This is a genomic window from Pseudomonas sp. EYE_354 (assembly GCF_023148575.1).
Taxonomy (GTDB): Bacteria; Pseudomonadota; Gammaproteobacteria; order Pseudomonadales; family Pseudomonadaceae; genus Aquipseudomonas.
In genome coordinates this window covers 137,493-159,116 of sequence record NZ_JAHXNQ010000015.1, presented here as the reverse complement: position 1 = coordinate 159,116, position 21,624 = coordinate 137,493, and the positions used below count along the sequence as shown (strand labels likewise).

At 63.6% G+C, this 21,624-nt stretch carries 9 protein-coding genes; 2 read left to right on the top strand and 7 right to left on the bottom strand.

What is annotated here, in order from left to right; translation table 11 throughout:
- Positions 1-350: 350 nt before the first annotated feature.
- The 6 genes from KZX66_RS20645 to pvdM all read right to left on the bottom strand — a co-directional run bounded on the left by KZX66_RS20645 (position 351) and on the right by pvdM (position 17,882).
- Positions 351-9,056 carry a non-ribosomal peptide synthetase gene (locus KZX66_RS20645; RefSeq protein ID WP_248082830.1) on the bottom strand — a complete coding sequence of 2,902 codons (8,706 nt, stop codon included), beginning with the start codon at positions 9,054-9,056 and terminating at the stop codon, positions 351-353.
- A gap of 11 nt (positions 9,057-9,067) precedes the next feature.
- Entirely contained in the window at positions 9,068-12,454 is a 3,387-nt protein-coding gene (locus KZX66_RS20640; protein ID WP_248082828.1) for an amino acid adenylation domain-containing protein, read from the bottom strand.
- Between the two features lie 46 nt (positions 12,455-12,500).
- Entirely contained in the window at positions 12,501-14,156 is a 1,656-nt protein-coding gene (locus KZX66_RS20635; RefSeq protein ID WP_248082819.1) for a cyclic peptide export ABC transporter, read from the bottom strand.
- Between the two features lie 178 nt (positions 14,157-14,334).
- A complete protein-coding gene (locus KZX66_RS20630; RefSeq protein ID WP_248082817.1) occupies positions 14,335-15,213 on the bottom strand; it encodes a formylglycine-generating enzyme family protein in 879 nt (292 codons plus the stop codon).
- A gap of 32 nt (positions 15,214-15,245) precedes the next feature.
- Positions 15,246-16,514 carry an aminotransferase class V-fold PLP-dependent enzyme gene (locus tag KZX66_RS20625; RefSeq protein WP_248082815.1) on the bottom strand — a complete coding sequence of 423 codons (1,269 nt, stop codon included), beginning with the start codon at positions 16,512-16,514 and terminating at the stop codon, positions 15,246-15,248.
- Positions 16,515-16,532: 18 nt separating this feature from the next.
- Positions 16,533-17,882, bottom strand: a complete 1,350-nt coding sequence (pvdM, locus tag KZX66_RS20620; RefSeq protein WP_248082813.1) for a dipeptidase — start codon at positions 17,880-17,882, stop codon at positions 16,533-16,535.
- A gap of 142 nt (positions 17,883-18,024) precedes the next feature.
- On the opposite strand from pvdM, the gene KZX66_RS20615 reads away from it, so the two are divergent.
- Entirely contained in the window at positions 18,025-19,647 is a 1,623-nt protein-coding gene (locus tag KZX66_RS20615; RefSeq protein ID WP_248082805.1) for a PvdJ/PvdD/PvdP-like protein, read from the top strand.
- Between the two features lie 34 nt (positions 19,648-19,681).
- Here KZX66_RS20615 and KZX66_RS20610 read toward each other — a convergent pair whose 3' ends face one another.
- The gene (locus KZX66_RS20610; protein ID WP_248082804.1) at positions 19,682-20,926 is read right to left on the bottom strand and encodes a methionine gamma-lyase; all 1,245 of its coding nucleotides are present in this window, start codon (positions 20,924-20,926) and stop codon (positions 19,682-19,684) included.
- A 123-nt stretch (positions 20,927-21,049) separates the two neighbouring features.
- On the opposite strand from KZX66_RS20610, the gene KZX66_RS20605 reads away from it, so the two are divergent.
- Positions 21,050-21,520 carry an Lrp/AsnC family transcriptional regulator gene (locus KZX66_RS20605; RefSeq protein ID WP_248082803.1) on the top strand — a complete coding sequence of 157 codons (471 nt, stop codon included), beginning with the start codon at positions 21,050-21,052 and terminating at the stop codon, positions 21,518-21,520.
- Positions 21,521-21,624: the final 104 nt, after the last annotated feature.

Sequence of the window (21,624 nt, the reverse complement as noted above, 5' to 3'; positions counted from 1 at the left end):
CAGGGGAAAAGGTACGGCGTTGTTTGGTCATCTGACACCTCGTTCTGGCGAGCATTCTCGCCTAGATGGGTGTCCGGTTTCATTAGACCACTACACGGTCTATCTGCTTGAACAGTGATTTAAGGGCCGCTTTTGGCACCTGCTGTGGAAAAGGGCAATGACACCGTCCGCATCATGGCTCAGGCGGTACTAGGCGCCGTAGTTGCTAAGGCCCAGGGAAATTCGGCTGCAGCAGGCGGCGCGGGTGCAGCGACCGGTGAATTAATTTTGCGTGGATAAAAGGGGGGAGGGAAGCGCGTTGGAACAAGCAGCGGCGACACCCCAATCGGTGTCGCCGCATCGTGTGCAACTCAGCGCGTGCCGAGCAACGAATGGCTCAGGGAATCGATCAGCGAGGGCTCGCTGACAATCGCTTCGTGGTCGCACGCCAGGCGCATCGACAGGGCCAGGCACTCTTCGCCCAACGCGGCTTTGAGCTCTGCTTCGAGCAGCTCGACCAGCGCCGGCGACTTGTCGTGTCCGGCCCACCAGCAGTGCAAGGCGACGTTCAACGGGCGATAACGGAAGTCCTGCGCCAATGCTTCCAGTTTCTGGCTCACGACTTCGCCCAAGGCCAGTTCACGCTCACCAAGCAACAGGCTTGCCATTTGAGTCGGGCTGTCCTTGAGCTGCTGTTTTGCCCAGTCTATAAAGCGTGCCTGCTTCTCAAGCTCCGGCAGTTGTCGATAGTGCACCTCTGCCGCGTCAGCCTGTTCGGGGAATAAACGCTTGAACAGCTCCAGCGCATTGCGCGCCGGGGCTGCAGGCGTGCCGTGCCGGGCCTGCACCGCCTGCCAGAAGACCTCGACCGAGGCCGGCGGCGGCGCGTCGATCAAGCCCAGGAAGGCCACCGTATCGCCTGCGGCTTCCAGGCGGTGGGCGACTTCCATGGCCAGGTTGCCGCCCAGTGACCAGCCGGCGAGGGAGTAGGGGCCCTGGGGCTGGACATTGCGGATAGTGGTCACATACAACTCGATCATGTCGGCCCAACTGATGTCCTGCCAGACGCCGTCGAGGAAGGCTTTGCAGAGCACGCCATAGACAGGCGATTGCTCGCGCAGCGCCATGGCCAGGGGTTGGTAGCTGTGGACCATGCCGAAGATCGGATGGAAACAGAACAACGGCGGCTGCGGGCCTTGATGCGGGTTGAGGCGCACCGCCAGCTGGGTGGACGGCGTTTGCAGGTTCCGGCACAGCGTTTCAAGGTTCGGGTAGCCCATGAAATCATGCAGGCTGAGTCGGCTGCCGCAGGTCTGGTTGATCAGGCTGACCGCCTGCAACACCAGCAGCGAATGGCCACCCAGTTCGAAGAAGTTATCCTGCAAGCCCACCGACTCAACGTTGAGCACGGTTTTCCAGATCTGCGCCATTTGCTGTTCCAGCGCGGTACGTGGCGCAGCAGCAGGCGCCGTCACGCTGACGTTCTGCGGCGCGGGCAGGGCCTTGCGGTCGAGTTTGCCGTTGGGCGTCAGCGGCAGTCGGTCCAGAATCACCCATTGCCCAGGTGCCATGTACGCCGGCAATTGCGCCTTGACGTGATTGCGCAGCACCGTGAGCAAAGCGCTTTGTTCCATCGCGCGTGCGGCGGCGGTTGCCACCACATAGCCGACCAGCTGTTTGCCGGTTTGCCCGTCAATTGCCATGACGACTGCTTCGCGAACCCCTTCACAGCCCTGCAGGCAGGTTTCCACTTCACCCAACTCGATCCGGAAACCGCGGATTTTCACTTGATGGTCAATGCGGCCCACGTACTCCACGTTGCCCTCGGCGTTGTAGCGCGCCAGGTCACCGGTGCGGTAGAGGCGTTCGCCGCCGCCCACGAACGGGTTGGGCACGAAGCGTTCGGCGCTCAGGCCGGGGCGCTGGTGATACGCGCGGGCCTGGCCGATGGCACCGCCAATGTACAGCTCACCCACGACACCCAGAGGGGCCGCGCAGAAGTCTTTGTCCATCACGTACAGGCTGCGGCCGGGCAGGGCGTGACCGATGGGAATACCGTGTTCGGACAAACTCGCAGGGTTCAGGTTCGAGCACTCCAGGGTGCTCGACACCACGGTTGCCTCCGTCGGGCCATAGGTATTGAGCAGGCGCACCGAACCCAGGCCCGCGGCCTGCCAATGGCGCAGGCCTTCAACCGACATGGCCTCGCCGCCAACGTGGACCTGGCGCAACCGCCCATAACTGCGCGGGCCGGCTGCCGCGCAATCCATGGCGAACAGGTGCCAATACGCGGAGGGAAGGTCGGCAACGCTGATGCCGTGGTGCAGGATCTGTTCATAGAACGTTGTGGTGTCCCACACGCTTGTGCCGCGCAGCACCACGCGGGCGCCACGGCAGAGCGGCGGGTAGAACTGTTCGACGAAGCCGTCAAAGCTGAAGGTTGCAAACTGCAGCACACGGTCCTCGGCTGTTAATTGCGAATACTCGCCGGCAATCTCACAGAATTCGCTCAGCGCGCCATGGCTGATGGCCACGCCCTTGGGTTGACCGGTGGAACCTGACGTATAGATCACATAGGCGAGGTTCTGCGCCGTCACGGTATGGGGCAGGTCGGCGACGCTGAAGCCCTCGAGCCCGTCGCTCAGGTTCAGCGTGTGTACCGAGGCGGGCACCGGCAACCGGTCCCGTAAGGCATCTTCAATCAACAGCAGTTTCAGGCCGCTGTCGGCAAGCATGTAGCTGAGGCGATCCTGGGGGTAGGAGGGATCCAGCGGCACGTAGCCGGCGCCCGATTTGAGAATCGCCAGCAGGCCGACGGCCATGTCCAGCGAGCGCTCCACCGCCAGGCCCACCAACTGGTCCGGTCCGGCGCCGCAGGCGCGTAACTTGCCGGCGAGCCTGTTGGCTCTGGCGTTGAGGGCGCCATAGGTCAGTTGCGCGTCGTCGAGCACAATCGCCACGGCGTCGGGTGTCGTTGCCGCTTGAGCCTCGATCAATTGGTGAGCGCACAGCTGGGCGCTGACGTGGATCGCACCGCCCTGGGCATGGCTGATCAGGTCGCGCTGGTGCGCATCGCTGAGCACCTGCAGGTGTCCGAGCGCCTGCTCCGGGTGCGTCTGCATGCGCAGCAATAGCGTGTCCAAATGCTCGGCGATGTGCTGAACGGTCACCGGGGCGAACTCAGCGAGCGCATATTCGAAGCTCAGCGACAGCGTATCGCCGAGGGAGACGGCCAGGGTCAGCGGGTAGTTGGTCTGCTCGAAGTCCTTGACCTCGCCAAACACCAGTCCAGCGGGGGCGGCTTGCTGCAATGCCTGCGCCACGGGGAAATTCTCGAACACCAGAATGTTGTCGAACAGTGCCTGGGCGCCCAGCGGCGAAAGCGGCTGAATCTCATGCAGCGGCATGTGTTCGTGCTCGCGCAGGTTCAGGTTCTGCGCCTGGATCTGTGCCAGCCACTGGCTCACGCTCTGCTGGGGTTGCGGCGTGGCCACGATGGGCAGGGTATTGATAAACAGCCCCAGCTGGCTTTCCACACCGGGCAGATCCGCCGGGCGGCCAGCCACGGTGGCGCCGAACGCCACGGTGTCCTGGCCGCTGTAGCGGGCCAGCAGGAGCAGCCACGCGGCTTGCACCACGCTGTTGAGCGTGACCTTCTGGTCCCGGGCGAATGCTTCCAGGGCCGCCGTTCTGTCGCGGTCCAACCGGTGCAGGTGCACGCCGTGGGCGTGTGCCTCAGACTCCCCAAGGGCCTTGCCGCCAAAGGCACTGGCCAGTCGGGTTGGCTCCGTCAGGTCCTGCAACTGCCGGGTCCAGAACGCCTGGCCTGCTGCGCGGTCCTGGTGTTGCAGCCAACGGATGTAATCCTTGAAGCGTCCGGTCAATGGCGCGAGGGGCTGGTGGGCGTAGGCCTGCAACACTTCGCCCATCAGTTGGGAGTTGCTCCAGCCGTCCATCAGGATGTGGTGGCTGGTGTAGATCAGGTGGTACGCGTGTTCATCCAGGCGCACCAGGATCAGGCGCAGCAGCGGGGCCTGCTGCAGGTCGAAGCCTTGCTCACGGTCTGCCCGGGCCAGGTCCTCCAGCGCGCCGTGCTTGAGGGGCTGATTGCGCCAATCCAGCTCGCGCACCGGCACGCTCAGGTGCTTGTGCACACACTGCAACGGTTGAACCAGCCCGTCTTCCCAGAGGAAGCCGCTGCGCAGAATGTCGTGACGTTCGATGACCGTTTGCCAGGCGCGTATGAAGCGCGCCGCGTCCAAACCCTCAATGTCGACGGCCAATTGGTTGACGTAGGTATCGCCACGCTGTTCATACACCGAATGAAACAGCATGCCTTGCTGCATGGGCGACAGCGGGTACAGGTCATCCAATCTGCGGGCGTCCACCGCCAAGGTGTCCAATTGCACTTGGGAGATGTTCGCCAGAGGGAAGTCCGACGGCGTGACCGCACCCGCCTCGGGACTCAGGCAATGGCGGATCAGGGCGTGCAGTTCGTCACGGTAATCATCGGCCAGTTGCTGGATGCACGAGGCGTCGAACATGTCGCGGCTGAAGGTCCAATTGAGCTGCAATTGACCGCCGTAGACCTGGCCATTGATGCTCAGCCAGTTATCCAGCGGCGCATTGGGGTCCTGATTGTCGCCGCTGTCTTCGGGCGCGGGGCTGAACAGGGCGTCTTCATCGAAGCTCTGGTCGAACTGCCCCAGGTAGTTGAACGTGATGCGCGCCTTCGGCAGGGCCGCCAGGGTTTGTTGGGTCTGCGCATCGCCGAGGTAGCGCAGCGCCCCGTAGCCAATGCCTTTGTCCGGCAGGCCGCGCAGTTGCTCCTTGATCGCCTTGATGGAGTCCGGCAGGTGCTGGCCTGGGGTGAGCTTGACCGGGAACACGCTGGTGAACCAGCCCACGGTGCGGGTCAGGTCCAGTGCGTCGAACAAGTCTTCGCGGCCATGCCCTTCCAATTGGATCAGGGCCGACGGGGCGTGGGTCCAGCGGCAGATCACCCGCGCCAGGGCGGTCATCAGCAGGTCGTTGACCTGGGTGCGATACGTCGCCGGCGCTTCCTGCAACAACTGTCGGGTCAGCTGTGGGTCGAGGCAGGTACTGACGAATTGCCCCTGGCTGCCGGCCAGGCTGGCGGTGCGGCGGGCGCCTGGCAGATCATCACTGACGCCCTGCAATTGGCGTTGCCAGTACTGCATCTGCTCCTGCAACGCGGTACCGCGGGCATATGCTTGCAATTGCTCGGCCCAGGCCTTGAAGGCACTGGTCTTGTCCGGCAGCCGAGGCGCCTGGCCTTGCAACAAGGCGCTGTAGCTGGTTTGCAGGTCTTCCAGCAGGATGCGCCAGGACACGCCATCGACCACCAGGTGATGCGCGGTGAGCAACAGGCGCTGAGTGCCGTCTTGCAGGTCCACCAGCAGCGCACGCAGCAGCGGGCCTTGTTCCAGGTTCAGGCTGCGTTGCGCCGCGTTGCAGGCTGCGAGTAACGCCTGGCTGTCGGCGGCCTGGCGGTGCCAGAGCAGCGCGTGCCCGGTGCTGTCGAGCGGGCGGTGTGCGGCATGCCATTGGCCGTCCTGCACAGTGAAGCCCAGGCGCAGTGCATCGTGGTGGCGCAGCAACTGTTCCAGCGCCTGGCTCAACGCCTCGGCGTTGACCGGTTGGGATGGCATGAGCAGGATCGATTGATTCCAGTGCTGGCGCTCGGGCACCGTCTCGGCAAAAAACACATGCTGCACCGGCGTCAGCGGCGAGGCGCCTTGCACCGGTCCTTGGTCCTGCGCCTGCGTGTCGATGGCCTGCGCCACGCCGGCCAGCCCGAGAATCGTCTGGTGCTGGAACACGTCCTTGGGCGTCAGGCGAATGCCTGCCTGACGGGCACGGCTGACCACCTGGATCGACACAATCGAGTCGCCGCCCAGTTCAAAAAAGTTATCGGTGAGGCCGACTTGCTCGACCTTGAGCACGTCTTGCCAGATAGCGGCCAAACGCTGTTGGGTGTCGGTCTGCGGCGCCACATAGGTGTGCTGGGTGACGCTCAAATCCGGGGCGGGCAGGGCCTTGCGGTCGAGTTTGCCATTGGGTGTCAGCGGCAGGCTGTCCAGCAGCACCAGGTGTCTGGGCAGCATGTAGTCCGGCAGGCTGGTCTTGAGGTGGTCCTTGATCGCGGTGCGCAGCAGTTCCTGCTCGTTGTCGCCGGCGTGGCTCAGGCGTGGGTCCAGCGGCAGGATATAACCCACCAGTTGCCGGCCGGTGGGGCCGTCCATCGCCAGCACCACGGCTTCACCCACGGCCGGATGGTCTTGCAGGCGTGCCTCGATTTCGCCCAGTTCAATGCGGTAGCCGCGGATCTTCACTTGATGGTCGACGCGCCCCAGGTACTCGGTAACGCCGTCGGCGCGCAGACGCACCAGGTCGCCTGAGCGGTACAGACGCCCACCGTGACTGAACGGGTCCGCCACAAAGCGTTCGGCGGTGATGTCCGGGCGCTGATAGTAACCACGGGCGAGCCCTTCGCCGCCCAGGTACAGCTCGCCGGCACTGCCCAACGGCACGGGGTTGAGGTCGCTGTCGAGCACATAGGCGGTGCGCGCGCCGACAATTTTGCCGATGGGAGCGTAGGCGGCCTGGCAGCTCTCCTCGCGACCGGCTTTCCAGATCAGCGGGGTCACGACGGTTTCGGTGGGGCCGTAGCCATTGATGATGAATTGCGGGCGCAGCACGCGCTTGACCAGCTCGAAGCTCGCGTTGGGCACCGCATCGCCGCCAAAGCAGTAGATGCGCACCGGCGGCGGTTCGGGGAAGTGTTCCGCGTACTCGGCCAGTTGTTGCAGGTACACCGGTGGGAAGGCCACGACACTCACCTGATACTGGTGCAGCGCGGCGTAGGTCTGCTCCACCGACCACAGGCTGTTGTCGCGGATCAGCAAGCGGCCGCCGTGTGTCAGTGTGGTCAGCCAGCGTTCATGGGCGCCATCGAAGGCGAACGACATGAAGTGCAGTTCACAATCCTGGGCCGTCATGCCATATAACTGGCCGATGGCCTGGCAGTGCATGCTCAGCGGGCCGTGGGCCACACAGACCGCCTTTGGCCGGCCGGTGGAACCCGAGGTGTAGATCATGTAGGCCAGGTGCTCGGGTTCGAGCCGGCATGGCAGGTTGTCTTCGCTGTAGGCCTGCAGCCGAGCACTGTCCTGGTCGATGACCAGGCAGGTGACCGTGTCGGGAATCGGCAGCACGTCGAGCAGATGCTGTTGGGTCAGCAGCAGCGTAATGGCGCTGTCTTCGATCATGAACGCCAGGCGCTCGCGCGGGTACTCCGGGTCCATCGGCACGTAGGCGCCACCGGCCTTGAGAATCGCCAGCAGGCCCACCACCATGTCCATCGAGCGTTCAAGGGCGATGCCCACCAGCAGTTCTGGCTTGACGCCCAGTTCCACCAATTTGTGCGCCAGGCGGTTAGCCCGGCGGTTGAGTTCGGCGAAGCTCATGGACTGCGTGCCGAACAGCAGCGCCGTTGCATCGGGGGTGTGCTGCGCCCTGGCTTCAATGCTTTGCTGGACACAATCGCCATGGCCGCCGGTGTAATGGCTCCGGTTGAAGTCCTCAAGCAAGGTGCGCTGTTCGTCGGCGCTGAGCAGCGGCAGCTCGCCGATGGATTGGGCCGGGTCACGGCACACCGCCTGCAGCAGGTTGAGCCAGTGACCGCTGATACGCTCGACCGTACCTGCATCGAACAGGGCCGTGGCGTAACTCAGGGTGGCACTCAAGCCCTGGGGCTGCTCCAGGGTATTGAGGGTCAGTTCGTACTGGGCGGTCTGGCGTTTCCAGCTCAGGTTCTTGACCTGCAACCCTTCGATCGCCGGGGCCACGCCGGCCTCTTCGTATTGGTGGTTGAGCATCACCTGAAACAACGGGCTGTGGCTCAGGCTGCGCTCCGGTTGCAGCGCCTCCACCAATTGCTCGAAGGGCAAATCCTGATGGGCCTGGGCGCCCAACGCATTGGCCTTGACCTGCGCCAGCAACTCATTGAACGGCATCCGGCTGTGCAGCTGTGCCTGGAGCACCTGGGTGTTGACGAAAAACCCGATCAGCCGTTCGGCCTCGGCCCGCGTTCGGTTCGCCACGGGCACCCCGACGCGAATCTGTTCCTGGCCGCTGTATCGATGTAGCAAGGCTTGGAACGAGGCCAGCAGCACCATGAACAGCGTGCAGTTTTCGCGTATTGCCAGTTGCTTGAGGCGGTGGGCCAAGGCTGCATCAATGGGGATTTCATGATCGGCTCCGGCCTGGTCCTGCACCGCCGGGCGCGGTCGGTCGGCCGGGAGTTGCAACACTGGCTGCTCGCCGCCCAGTTGCGCCTGCCAGTACGTCAGTTGCCGTTCCCGCTCGCCGGCCTCCATCCATTGGCGCTGCCAGGCGGCGTAGTCGGCATATTGCACGGCCAGCGCCGGCAACTGCGCCACCGCACCCTGCCTGTGCGCCTGATACAGGGCGATCAGTTCCTCAATCATGATCGGCACTGACCAGCCATCCGAAACGATATGGTGCATGGCGACAACCAGCACATGGTTATCCTCGGCCAGTTGCAACAGGCTGACCCGCAGCAATGGCCCGCGCTCCAGGTCGAACGGCTGGCTGGCCACGCGTTCGACGAACGCCTCGATCCGCAGCGGCTGGTCCTCAAGCGCCACGCCCTCGGCGTGCTCCATCTGCAGGTTGAACGCCGCAGCAGGGTGGATGACCTGCACGGCCTGCTCCTGGTCCTGGGTGAACGTGGTGCGCAGGCTTTCATGGCGGCTGATCAGCGCCTCGAAGCTGTGGCGCAAGGCGTCGATATCCAACGGGCCCTGCAATTGCAGAGCTGCCGGAATGTTGAACGCGGTGTTGTCGGGGTCCAGTTGCCAGAAGAACCACAGGCGCTGTTGGGCGTAGGACAACACCGCCGGCTCCTCGCTGTGTCGCTTGAAGATCGGGGCAACGTTGTACAGGTTGATGCCCTGGCGCTTGAGCAGTGTCGCCAGCGCCTTGCGCTCTTTGGAAGACAGCGAACCGACGGACGCTAGTAACTCTTGCACGCGAAAATTCCTTATTGGGAAATCAGATCTTCAATGTCGTCACTGGACAGGCTCTTGAGCAGCGCCAGGGTCCTGGCCAGCTCGTCCTGCAGGGGGTTGGCAGCGGTTTGCAACGCCTCGACTTTTTCGGCCAGCTCAAGCAGATGCTCGGCACCAAACAGCTCGCGGATCGGCAGCTCCACACCCAACTGCTCACGGACCCGCACCACCACTTGCGTGGCCAGCAGGGAGTGGCCACCCAGCTCGAAGAAATTGTCGTGCAGGCCAACCTGCTCGACTTTCAACACCTCCTGCCAGATCAGCGCGAGACGGGTTTGCAGTGCGGTTTGCGGTGGTACGTAGTCGCTGTGGGCCAGTGAAGGGTCTGGCGCGGGCAGGGCGTTACGGTCGAGCTTGCCGTTGGGGGTCAGCGGCAACTGAGCCAGCAGTACCCAGAACGTCGGCTGCATGTAGTCCGGCAGGCTGGCTTTGAGCTGGGCCCGTACGTCCGCCAGGCGGGCTTTCTGGGTGTCCAGGTCGGCGTCGGCCAGCGTCGGGTCGGCAGGCGCCAGATACGCCGCCAGTTGCTTGCCGTTAGCGCCGTCCAGGGTCACCACCAGCGCCTCACGGACCTCGGCGCAGTGCAGCAGGCGTGCCTCGATCTCACCGAGCTCGATACGGAAACCGCGGATCTTGACCTGATGGTCGGCGCGCCCGATGTACTCGATTACCCCGTCGGCACGGTAGTGCACCAGATCGCCCGTGCGGTACAGGCGCCCGCCCGGTTGCAGGCCCAGGGCATCCACCACGAAGCGCTCGGCGGTCAGCGCCGCACGGTTGTGATAGGCGCGAGCGAGCAACGGGCCGCCAATGTACAGTTCGCCGACCACCCCCGCCGGCACCGGCTCCAGGTTGCCATCCAGCACGTACAGGGTGCGGCCACCCAAGGGCGTGCCGATCGGCATCAGTGCCGGCAGTGGCCGCGCCCCGCACACGTACTCGGCGCAGTCGAGGAAACTGGCGGTCACGGTGGTTTCGGTCGGGCCATAGGTATTGAGCAGGCGCACATGCCCGAGCCCGGCCTGGGCCCACAACTTGACGCCTTCCGGTGGCATCGCCTCGCCGGTGGCGCTGACCTGGCGTAACCGGCCGTAATCGCGGGGGCCCTTGCGCGCGAATTCCTGGGCAATCAGGAACCAGTACGCGGTGCTCAGGTCCGCCACGGTCATGCCATTGTCGATGACTTCGCGGTAAAAGCTCTCGCTGTCCCAGACCTCATTGCCGCGAATGATCACGCCCGCACCGACACACAACGCGGGAAACAGCTGCTCGATAAACCCATCGAAGTTCAGCGACGAAAACAGCAGCACGCGATCCTGTGCGCTCAATTGGAAGTAGCCGATGGCGACATCGGTATGGCCGGTGAGCGCCTCATGGCTGATGTCCACGCCCTTGGGCATGCCGGTGGAGCCGGAGGTGTAGATGACGTAAGCCAGGTTCAGTGGGCTGACCTGGGTGAGCGGGGCGTCGCCGGCGTAGCTGGCAAGGTCGGCGGCATTCAGGTTGAGGTTCATCACCGCGATGCCCTCCGGAATGCTCAGGCCCGAGCCGATCGCCGCCTGGGTGAGCACCAGGGCAATCCCGCTGTCCTGCATCATGTGGCGCAGACGGTCTTGCGGATACTCCGGGTCCAGCGGCACATAGGCGCCACCGGCCTTGAGGATCGCCAGTAAGCCGATGACCATTTCCATCGAGCGCTCAAAAGCCACGCCGACGCGCACATCCGGCCCAACTCCCATGGCGATCAAGCGGTGAGCCAGACGATTGGCCTGTTGCTCAAGCTCGGCGTAGCTCAGGCGCGCATCGCCCAGCAGCAGCGCGATCGCGTCCGGCGTCAAGGCCGCCTGTGCGCTGATGCGCTGAGGCACGGGGAGACTGTTGATCGCCAGTGCTGGTGGGTTCCAGTCCTCCAGGATCAGCCGACGCTCCACCGGGTCGAGCAACGCCAGGTCGCCCAGCGCCTGTTCCGGCTGCGCGCTGATGGCTTTAATCAGGTTCTGCCAATGCCCGGCCATGCGTTGCACGGTGCTGGCGTCGAACAGCTCGGCGTTGTATTCAAGGCTGGCGTAGTAGCCCGCCGGGCCGCTGCCGGCATCGATCGACAGGTCGAACTTGGCTTGGGGCAAGTCGCTGTCGATAAACGCCAGTTCAAGGTCGCCCAACTGGAATAATGTCGCGGTGTTGTCCTCGACCCTCCAGTTGAACAGCGTCTGGAAAATAGGCGCATGTTCGGCACTGCGCTCAAACGACAGGTTATCCAGCAGCAGTTCGAAGGGCACATCGGCATGCTGCAAGGCCGCCTGTGACTCCTTGCGCAGGCGGCGCAGCAACTCGACCGCACTCATGCGTGCGTCGAGGCGCGCGCGGTAAACCTGGGTGCTGACAAAACACCCCACCAGCGCCTGGGTCTCTTCCAGGTGGCGCGTCGCGTTGGGCACGCCGACACAGAAATCCTGCTGGCCGCTGTAGCGGCTGAGCAGGATCTGCCAGGCCGCCAGGAACACCACGAACGGCGTGATGCCTTCGCGTGCGCACAGCGCGTCGACCTGCTGTTTCAGCGCAGCCGGCAGTTGGATATGACAGTGGGCGGCGGGTTGGCCGGTGGTCTTCAGGCGTGGCCGGTCGGTGGGCAGTTCGAGCACCGCAAAGTCATTGTCCAAATAGCTGCGCCAGTAGGCGATACCGTGTTCCAGGCCTTTTCCGCTGGCCTGGGTGTCGCGCTGCCACTGCGCATAATCGGCGTATTGCACTGCCAGCGCGGGCAACGGGTGGTGCTCGCGGGTGCCGGTGCTGATGCGGTACGCCTCGCACAGGTCCTGGACCAGGATCGCGTTGGACCACGCATCGGAAACGATGTGGTGCATGGTGATCAGCAGCGCGTGTTCCTGCTCGTCCAACTGCAGCAACTGCGCGCGCAACAGAGGCCCTCGGGTCAGGTCGAAGGGCTGCGTGTTCTGCGCCTGGATCCGTTGATCGAGCAGGGCCTGGCGCTCGGCGGCCGGGTAGGCGCGCAGGTCCTGGCGATCCAGGCGGAAGCAGGCCTGCGGATCGACTTCCTGGAACGGCTGACCATTGATCTCGACAAAGCGGCTGCGCAGGATCTGGTGGCGCTCGATCACCTGCGCGAGGGCGCTTTCCAGGGCCTCGGCGTGCAGTTGCCCCTTGAGCCGAAACGCGCGAGGCAGGTTATAGGCGCTGCTGCCGGCGTCGTATTGCTGCTCGATCCATAGGCGTTGCTGCGCATAGGACAACGGCGCCGGGCGTGTCGAGTCGCGTGGGCTGATGCGCGGCGCGGTGGCCTCGTCGCCCAGCAGAAGGGCCAGCAGTTCGTCGTCTTGAATATCGTCAGTGGCAGTCATTGCAGGTCTCGGGCGTTAAGTCAGGGTCGATGGCGGTGCGCAGGGCTCAGGCCAGGCTGTTGGCCTGGATCACTTTGCCGCGTTCCAGGCGGACCAATTGGTCGGCGACATCGAAGTAACGGTCGTCATGGCTGATGACGATGATGGTCTTGCCCAGGCGCTTGAGGTCGGGCAGCAGCTCGGTGTAGAAAATCCGGCGGAAGGTCGGGTCCTGATCGGCCGCCCATTCGTCGAACACCAGCACCGGGCGCTCTTCCAGCCAGGCATTGAGCAATGCCAGGCGCTTGCGCTGGCCGGTCGACAGGTCTGTGGTGGTAAAGGCGCCGTCGCGTACGCTGACCTTGTGCGCGATTTCCAGGCGCTCCAGGTACTGGTCGACATCGGCCGGCAGCTGTTTGCCGTGCTCGCCCTGCACCAGTTCGTCGAACAGGTAGTAGTCGGAAAAGATGGTGGTGAACAGTTGGCGATAATCGTCACGGCTGTGGGCATCGACGGCCTTGCCGTTGAGCATGATCTGCCCATGCTGGGGCGTGTAGAGGCCCAGCAGCAGTTTGATCATGGTGGTCTTGCCGCAGCCGTTTTCCCCGACGATAAACAGGATTTCGCCTTGCTCGATCGTCAAGTTCAGCGGGCCGAGCTTGAACGGTTCGAAACCCTCGACAGCCGGGAAGGCGTAGCTGACATCGCGCAGTTCAAGGCTGTGCACGCTTTGTTTCACATGGGGCTGGTCAACGATCAGCAGATGCGGTTCCGGTGAGGAAAACTGCTCCGACAGCTCGGCAATGCGTCGGAAAGCGATCTGCGCGCGACTGACGATCGGCAAGGTGCCGATCAGGTGTTCCAGCGGCCCTTTCATGTACAGCAGCACCAGCACGAAGCCACTCATGACTTTCTGATCGACGCTTGGCCAGAACGATTGCAGGGCCAGCGCCAGGCCGATCACCACGAAGAACAGCATCGAGCCCAAGGTCTTGGCGACCACGAAAATATTGATCGAGCGGATATGGGTGTCTCGGATCTTGTTCGCTGTGCCTTCGATGCGGTGGCTGAACATGCGAAAGCGTCGCGGACGATGAATGCGCAGCTCTTTGGCGCCGGCGTTCAGTGCGCTGTAGTGCTTCTGCAGTTCGTCTTCGGCTTCGCGGGCCGCGAAGAACCCCTTGATCCCCATTTGCCGCGCCAGGTACTGCACGGCGCTGCCGATGATGATCGCGAGGGTGGTCAGCAGGAACATTTCCCATGACAGCATCGCCAGGTAACCCAGGCAGCCGAGGGTCACGGTGAACGAGATCGCCAGCGGCGCGAAGTCGAAGGCGAAGTCGCTGATGGTGTTGACGTCGTGGGTCAATACCGGAATCAAACGGTGGGCCCGATAGCGTTCGATCTGTTCAACCGGCGCGCACAGCACCTTGGCGCCCAGGTCCTTGCGCAGGCGGGCGATCACGTGTTGGCCGACATAGTTGGTACCGATATCGGACACGATCGAGCTGACCAGGCCCAGTACGCAGAAACCGGCGAATGCCAGCACCATGCTGGAGTTGAGTCCACCCTCGGTGTGCAGGGTGGTGTTGATCGTGGCCAGCAGCGCGGTCACGCACAAACCGCCCAGAATGCCGAGGGCAATGGAGATGCTCAGCGTCACCCAATAAGGCTTGAGCAAACTGAGCACTTCTCGAAAGGCGCTGCGTGGTTTGGCAGTCATGTAAAACGTTCCTCGGCGTTTGGGGTTTTGCGGTGGGTCCGTGGTATCGAACCTTTATGGAACGAAAGGGCAGCCCCTGAATTTAGCGGTGAGTGTGCGATGCGCGGGGAAGGACGGGAGCCGGGAGGGGAGGGGCCAGACAGACCCCCGACGGCGCGGCCGTCGAGGGTGGGTGGGGTCAGAGGTCGCGTACGACGCGAAAGCCGATCCAGTCGCCGCGGGTTTCTACCCAGATGGTGTTGCGGTTGCCTGAACGCGAGAACACCGGCGCCTCGCCCCAGTCGTTGCCGCGAATCTGCCGGGCTTTGCAGTCGCCGTCGGCAATCCAGGCGCTGCCATCGGCGGGTGCGCCGACATAGTTCTTGTGCTCGCAGTCGGCGACGAACTCATAGACGTTGCCGTGCATGTCGTACATGCCGAAGGCGTTGGGCGGGTAGCTGCCGGCGGGTGAGCTGTAGCTGTAGCCATCGGTCGGGCCGTAGGTGTTGGCATGTTTGGCGATGCTGTACTGGCTGCCCTCATCGAACGGGAAGGGGAACGGGCCGGTCGAACCGGCGCGGGCCGCGTATTCGCGCTGGGCCTCACTGACCAGGTGGTACTTCTGGCCGGTCTTTTTCGACAGCCAGGCGACGTACTTTTCGGCATCCTCGATGCTCATGCACACCGCCGGCTGGCGGGGGGCTTGAGGGTAGCGCGGCTTGCTGGCGATACACTCGCGGCCGGGGCGCTCATCGCCATCGGCGATCTTCACGCCGCTCTGGCGCAGGTAGCTGTCCCACTCGCCGGCCGTTATGTGAAAGCGGCTCATGGCGAACGGTTTGGCGAAGGTCACCGGGTGCATCGGGCCCTCGTCGGGCTCGCGGCCGACTTCATCCTCCGGCGTGCCCATGGTGAAGGTGCCGGCGGGCAGCACGACCATTTCCGGACAGTCCTTGCAGTCCTTGAACACCTTGCCGGGCTCGGGCGCCGCCGCGTGGGCCAGGCCGGGCAACAGCGCGCCGCACAGGAGGGTCAGAAGCAGGGCTGTCAGGAGTTTCAGGTGAGTGACAGTGTTCATGCAGGTCTCTCGATCAAAGGAAAAAGGGCGCGTCAGACCTGTTTGCTGAGCAAGGTCATAAAGCGTTGGATTTCGCCGCTGTTGTTGAGCAGGCCGGGGGCGGTACGGATCACCGGGCCGGCGTCACGGTCGACCGCGTCGATCACCACGCGGTTTTTCATCATGGCTGCGGCGAACCGGTCGCAGTCCTGGCCCTTGATCCGGAAGAAGGTAAAACCGGCCGACAGGTCAGGGCTCGCGGGGGTCACCATCTCGACCTTGGGGTGGTCCAGCAGCTGCTGTTTCAGCTCGCTGTTGAGCTGATGAATGCGCGCCTGCACCTGCGCCTTGCCCAACTGCAGGTGCAGTTTGAAGGCTTCATCCGCCGCCCAGCGGTGCTCGAAGGCGTGGTAGCCGCCCGGCGTCATGGTGGTGGCGAAGTTGGTGTCTTCGGAGAAGGTCGGCACCAGGGGCGTCACGTCATTGTTCTGCGCCGAGCGCGCGCAGACGATGCCGGTGCCGCGCGGGCCGAACATCCACTTGTGGGTGCCGGCGATAAAGTAGTCGCAGTGCATGTCCGGGAAGTCGAGGTTTTCCACGCCGAAGCCGTGCACGCCATCGACCACATAGAGGATGCGGTCTTTGTCGTCACGCTGACGGTTGTGCTCATCCACCAATCTGCCGATCTCGCCTATCGGCAGCTTGACGCCGCTGCCGGACTGCACCCAGGTCATGCCCAGTACGCGGGTGTTGGGGCGGATATTGCGTTGGATGTTGCCGAGCACTTCGTCGACGGAGACCCGGTTGGCATCCTCGAACAGCGTTATCTTGCGCACCTGGGTGCCTTCTTTGCGCACGCGAAAATCCAGGCTGTATTGGGTGGCGTAGTGCTCGTGGATGGTAGTCAGAATTTCCTGGTCCGGGCGCACCTGGATCCCGCCGTAGATCATCGCCAGGCCTTCGGAGGTGCTGCCGGTGAGGGCGATCTGCGCGGGTTGGGCCTTGAGGTAGCGCCCGGCCCATTCGCGCACCTGGCCTTCGCGTTTCCAGGTTTCCTCCAGGTCCCAGTCCATCGCCAGCCCAGGGTTGCGGTCGATTTGCAGCCGATAGCGCTCGATGGCTTCACGCACCGGTTTGGGGTGGGACGTGACCAGGAAGTTGGAAAAATGCAGGTAGTCGGGGTCTTGGTTGAACAGCGATTTGAAGCGTGTCCATGGCGCCTGCGATGGCGCAGTCGGCGCCTGGGCAAAGGCGGCAGCGCCCAGGGGCAGGCTCGCGGCAAATACCCCGGCCTGCTTGAGAAATGTACGGCGGTCGGTCATGGCTTGCTTCACCGGTGATTAGCGGTTGGCCAAGGGCTTGGCGGATTGTTGGACCTGCTCCCATACCCGCAGGAAGTTGCCTCCCCACAGTTTGGCGATGTCTGCCTCGGAATAGCCGCGCTGGATCAGTTCGGCGGTGACGTTGCGTATTTCACCGACGTTGTTCCAGCCGTCGATGCCGCCGCCGTCATTGAAGTCCGAGGCGATGCCGACGTGGTCGATGCCGATCTTGCGCACGGTGTAGTCGATGGCGTCACCCAGGTCCTTGAGGGTGGCCTTGGGTTCTTTATCAAGGATGCCGTACAGCTCGCCGGCGTACTGGCCGAACTTTTGCTCGGGCCAAGCCGCGATGATCGCATCGCCCGGCATCAACGCCATCGCCAGGTTCGGCAGGGGTGGCAGGTCGAAGCGCGCGCGCAGGGCGTTGAGCTTGTTCTGGGTCGGCTGGCTCAAGGGCCGTAGATACGCCGGGAAGGCCACCACCTGCACCACGCCGCCACTGTTTTTGATCAGTTGCAGTTCCTTGTCGCTGAGGTTGCGCGGGATATCCACCGCTGCGCGCGGCGCCGAATGCGAGGCGACCATTGGTGTGCGGCTCAATTGTGCAACCTGCTCCAATGCCTTCGTCGACATCTGTGAGACATCGATGATCACCCCGAGGTCATTGAGGCGGTGCACGGCTTGCTTGCCGATCGCTGACAGCCCGTCGAGGGCATCCGGGGAGTCATTGAAAAACGGCAGCGGGCGCGACGAGTCGGACCAGGTGTTATTGCCGATGTAGCTGAAGCCGAACATGCGCATGCCGCGCGCGGCCCACAGGTCCAACTGGTTCAGGTCGTCGCCCAGTGGGTAGGCATTGAGCATGCTGATAAAAATCGCAAACTTGCCTTCGCCGTGCAGGCGCCGAAAGTCATCCGGTGTATAGGCGATGCCCACTTGATTGGGGAAATCGCGCACCATGCCGGAGATGATCTTGTAGCGCACTTCCTGCTCGTGGCGCGCTTCCTCGACAAAGCCTTCGGTGGGTCTGTGCGGCGCGTTGGGCCCGCTCCAGATTTCGGGCCAGCCGAAAATCGTCAGCGCGGCACCCGACAATCGGCCACGCGCTGCTTTGGCCAGGTCGAATTGATCGCTGCCGTCCTTGTCGGCTTCCTTGCCGGCGGTGCCGAAGTCCAGGGGCACGGTGATATGGCTGTCGAACGACAGCAAGCGGTCCTGCAGTTCGTTGGCCTGTTTGATCACCGCCAGCGGGTAGCCGGCATTGCCTTTGAACAGATAATCCCAGGCCAGGAAACCAGCCCCGGCAGCGATGGCCAGTGCCAGCGGCAGGCCGATGTACAGCGCCTTTTTCGAACGTGGTTTTGTCATTGCCATCTCAGTCAGTTGAGGCCTTCGCTATCAGGGAAGAACGAGTGATGGGCGGCGAAATTTAGACCCTGGCGCCAGCCCGCTAAATTTCCCCGGCCTGCAAACGTTCTAGCTCTGATAAAACCGTTTCCTAAGGTAGACAATGACCATCTCTCGACGTGGGTTCATCGCAGGCCTGGCGCTGACCGGCGCTGCGGTGCCGGCTGCTTTCTATGCCCATCGCGAGTTGACGCGTGAAGAGTTTCCGATCACCCCCGGCGAAGCCACGGTGGAGCTGGCCGACACTGCCGGTCAGCACCTGGCCAACACCCTGCGTGGTGTCTGGAGCCTGCGCCTGGAAGGTCGCGACGCCGGCCTCAAGGGCCTGCCGGTGCAAGGCCTGGAGCTGATGCTCGATATTGCCCCCCGAGGCCGTGGCCTGCGGGGCTACCTGGACACCGCCGCCAACCTGCGTGCCGAGGGTGAGCCGCGCTACCGCGTGCTCGGTGACCTGCTGACGGGCGAGGGGGCTTTGCTGTATTGGCGGCTGATCGATCGCGATTCGGTTGATGGCGTGCCTGCCTATGAGTTCAAGATGACCCTTGATGAGGTCTGGGCCGACTTTGGCAACGCCGGCAGCGGCACCCTCAGCGGACAGATCGTCGACCTGGATCGGCCCCTGGCGATGACTGAGCGCGATAACCGTTTTATCGCCCACAAACAGCTGTTTCCCGAAGCACGCCAGCGCATTGGCCTCAACCCGACCCTGCTGGCCTGGCTGATCGCCCCGGAGCACCGCTTGTTTCACCAGCTGTGGCACGCCACCCGTGACCAGTGGCACAAGCTGTCCGAGGAAAAACGCGACGCTCTGCGTGGTATCGGCTGGCAACCCGGGCCGCGCGGGCAGGAGCGTGACGCGCGCGGTAAGCGCAAGGACCGTAACGGCTCGGGTATCGACTTCTTTTTTATGCACCGCCACATGCTCGGCGCCGCCCGTGCGATGCAGGACTTGCCGTCATGGCCGGCGTTCCCCACGCCGCAACCGGCACTGGAGCGCGACCGCCTGGGTTTTGTGCGCTACTTCGACAACCACGACGGCTTTGCCTTGCCCCCCACCTGGTCTGCCCCGGACGACAGCGAGTACACCCAGTGGGTCAGCGATATCAAGGCGGCCGAGACCTACCACAGCAATTTCCAGGTGTGGGAATCCCAATACCGCGACCCGCGCTACCTGGCCCAGTTCACCTTGGGCCAGTTGGGGTCGCAGATGGAACTGGGGCTGCACGACTGGCTGCACATGCGCTGGGCCTCGGTGCCGCGCGACCCTTCCAACGGCGCGCCGGTGCCCATGGCGCGTGATCCGGCCGACTTCGCCGCGCGTTGGTATGCCGCCGAGAACGACTTCCTTGGCGACCCGTTTTCGTCCCACGTCAACCCGGTGTTCTGGCACTTCCACGGCTGGATCGACGACCGCATCGAAGACTGGTTCCGCGCCCACGAACGCTTCCACCCCGGCGAAGTGACGCGGCGGGAAATCAACGGTGTGGCCTGGTTCGCGCCGGGGCGCTGGGTGGAAATCGGTGACCCGTGGCTGGGTCCGGACACCCACGGCTGCAGCACCACGCCGGGGCTGCAGATGGGGAAATCCATGGAAATGGACCCGGAGACCATGAAACTCGCCTTGCGCATCACCTTTGGCGCCGATGACGACGCGCTGCAAGGCTTGTTCAGGCGCGTGCCGAAGCGGCCCTGGTATGCGCGGCATTTGAAGGTGAAGAAGGCCTGATCACGGTCAGGCCGCCGCTCGCGCGGCCTTCGCATCACCTCAGCGCATGCGCCGTCCTCACCCTCACTTTCGGCTGAGCCTGGGTGCATGTGGCCAGCGCCTGCTGCACATCCGCCAGCAGGTCGGCCACGTCTTCAAGGCCGACCGACAGCCGCACCAACCCTTCGCTGATGCCGTGGTGTGCGCGTTCTTCCGGGGTGTAAGTGGAGTGGGTCATACTCGCGGGGTGCTGGGCCAGTGACTCGGCGTCGCCCAGGCTGACCGCGCGGGTGAACAGCTTAAGGGCATTCATGAAGCGTCGCCCGGCGTCGACCCCGCCCTTGAGCTCGAAGGCGAGCATGCCGCCGGCCTGGCTCATCTGGCGGGCCGCCAGTTCGTACTGGGGGAAACTGCGCAGGCCAGGGTAGGTCACCCACGCGACGGCCGGGTGCGCTTGCAAGGCTTCAGCCACCGCCTGGGCATTGCTGCAATGGCGGTCCATGCGCAGGGCCAGGGTCTTGAGGCCGCGCATCAGCAGCGCAGCATCCTGGGGCGACATCACCGCGCCGGTCAGGTCCTTGAGGCCTTGCAAACGAATGCGCCGCGCCAGCGCTGCGTTGCTGACCGCGACGCCGGCGGTGATATCGCCATGACCGCTGAGGTATTTGGTGGCCGAGTGCACCACCACATCGGCGCCGAGTTCCAAGGGGCGTTGCAGATAGGGCGTGCAATAGGTGTTGTCGACCACCACCGTCACATTCGGCTGTTGGTGGGCGAGGGCGGCCACGGCGGCGATATCCACCAGTTGCAGGGTGGGGTTGGCCGGGGTTTCGCAGTAGATCATGCGCGTGGCGGGGCTGAGCGCGGCCTGCACGGCGGCGAGGTCGCTGAGATCAACGTGGCGCACCTTGACGCCGAACTCGCCGATGCCATGGTGCAGCAAGGCGAAGGTACAGCCGTAGAGCGTCCGGCTGACGATCACTTCATCGCCTGGGCGCAGCAGGGTCCAGAGCGTCGCGGCAATCGCACCCATGCCGGAGCTGAAGGCCACGGCCGCCTCACCGTTTTCCAGGCTGGCCATACGGGTTTCCAGCAGCGCCAGGGTCGGGTTGGAAATGCGCGTATAAAAATGCCCGTCGGCGTCGCCGGCAAAACACGCGGCGCCATATTCGGCGGTGGGGAAGGCAAAGGTGGCCGAGAGATAGATTGGCGGCACCAGCGCACCGTGGTGGTCCTGGGGGTCGTAACCGTGGTGAATGGCACGGGTGGAAAAGCCGAACGCAGGGTGTTTAGTGTTCATGTCGGGCGCTCCTTATTTCCTACAATGCTATGCTCATAACCGTGGCTGATTCGTGCAAATGTTGCCGCTAAATCCCACGTCCTGGGATGAAAACACCCGAATAACAATGAACAGAGGCAAACCATGCCCATCATCCTGGATCGTACCGACAAGGCGTTACTGAACGCCCTGCAAAGCAACGCCCGTTTAACCGTGGCCGAACTGGCCGAGCGAGTCTCCCTGACCACTTCACCGTGCTGGCGCCGGGTGCGCCACCTGGAGGAGAGCGGCGTGATCAGCGGCTACCAGGCGATCCTGTCGCCCAAGGCGCTTGGCTATGGGGTCACGGCGTTTGTCAGCATCATGATGGAGAGCCACACCCAGGACATCGCCCGCGCGTTTGAGCAGCGCTTGTTGGAAATTCCGGAAATCGTGGCCTGCCACAACGTGTCGGGGCGCTACGATTTTTTGCTGGAAGTGGTGGCCAAAGACCTGGAATCGTTTGGCGAGTTTGCGCGGGAGGTGTTGCAGACGTTGCCTTGTGTCAAAGAGATTTATTCGAGTTTTTCCTATAAATCGATGAGGCCGTTGCGGGTGCTTGCGCTGCCTGCTTGAGGGTGTCACGGCGCTTAGCCAGACAGCACGTACATCCAATTTTCCCGGTGCCATCCCCGCCACACTCCCCTCATCGCTGACACATCAAGGCAGAGGGGGCACCC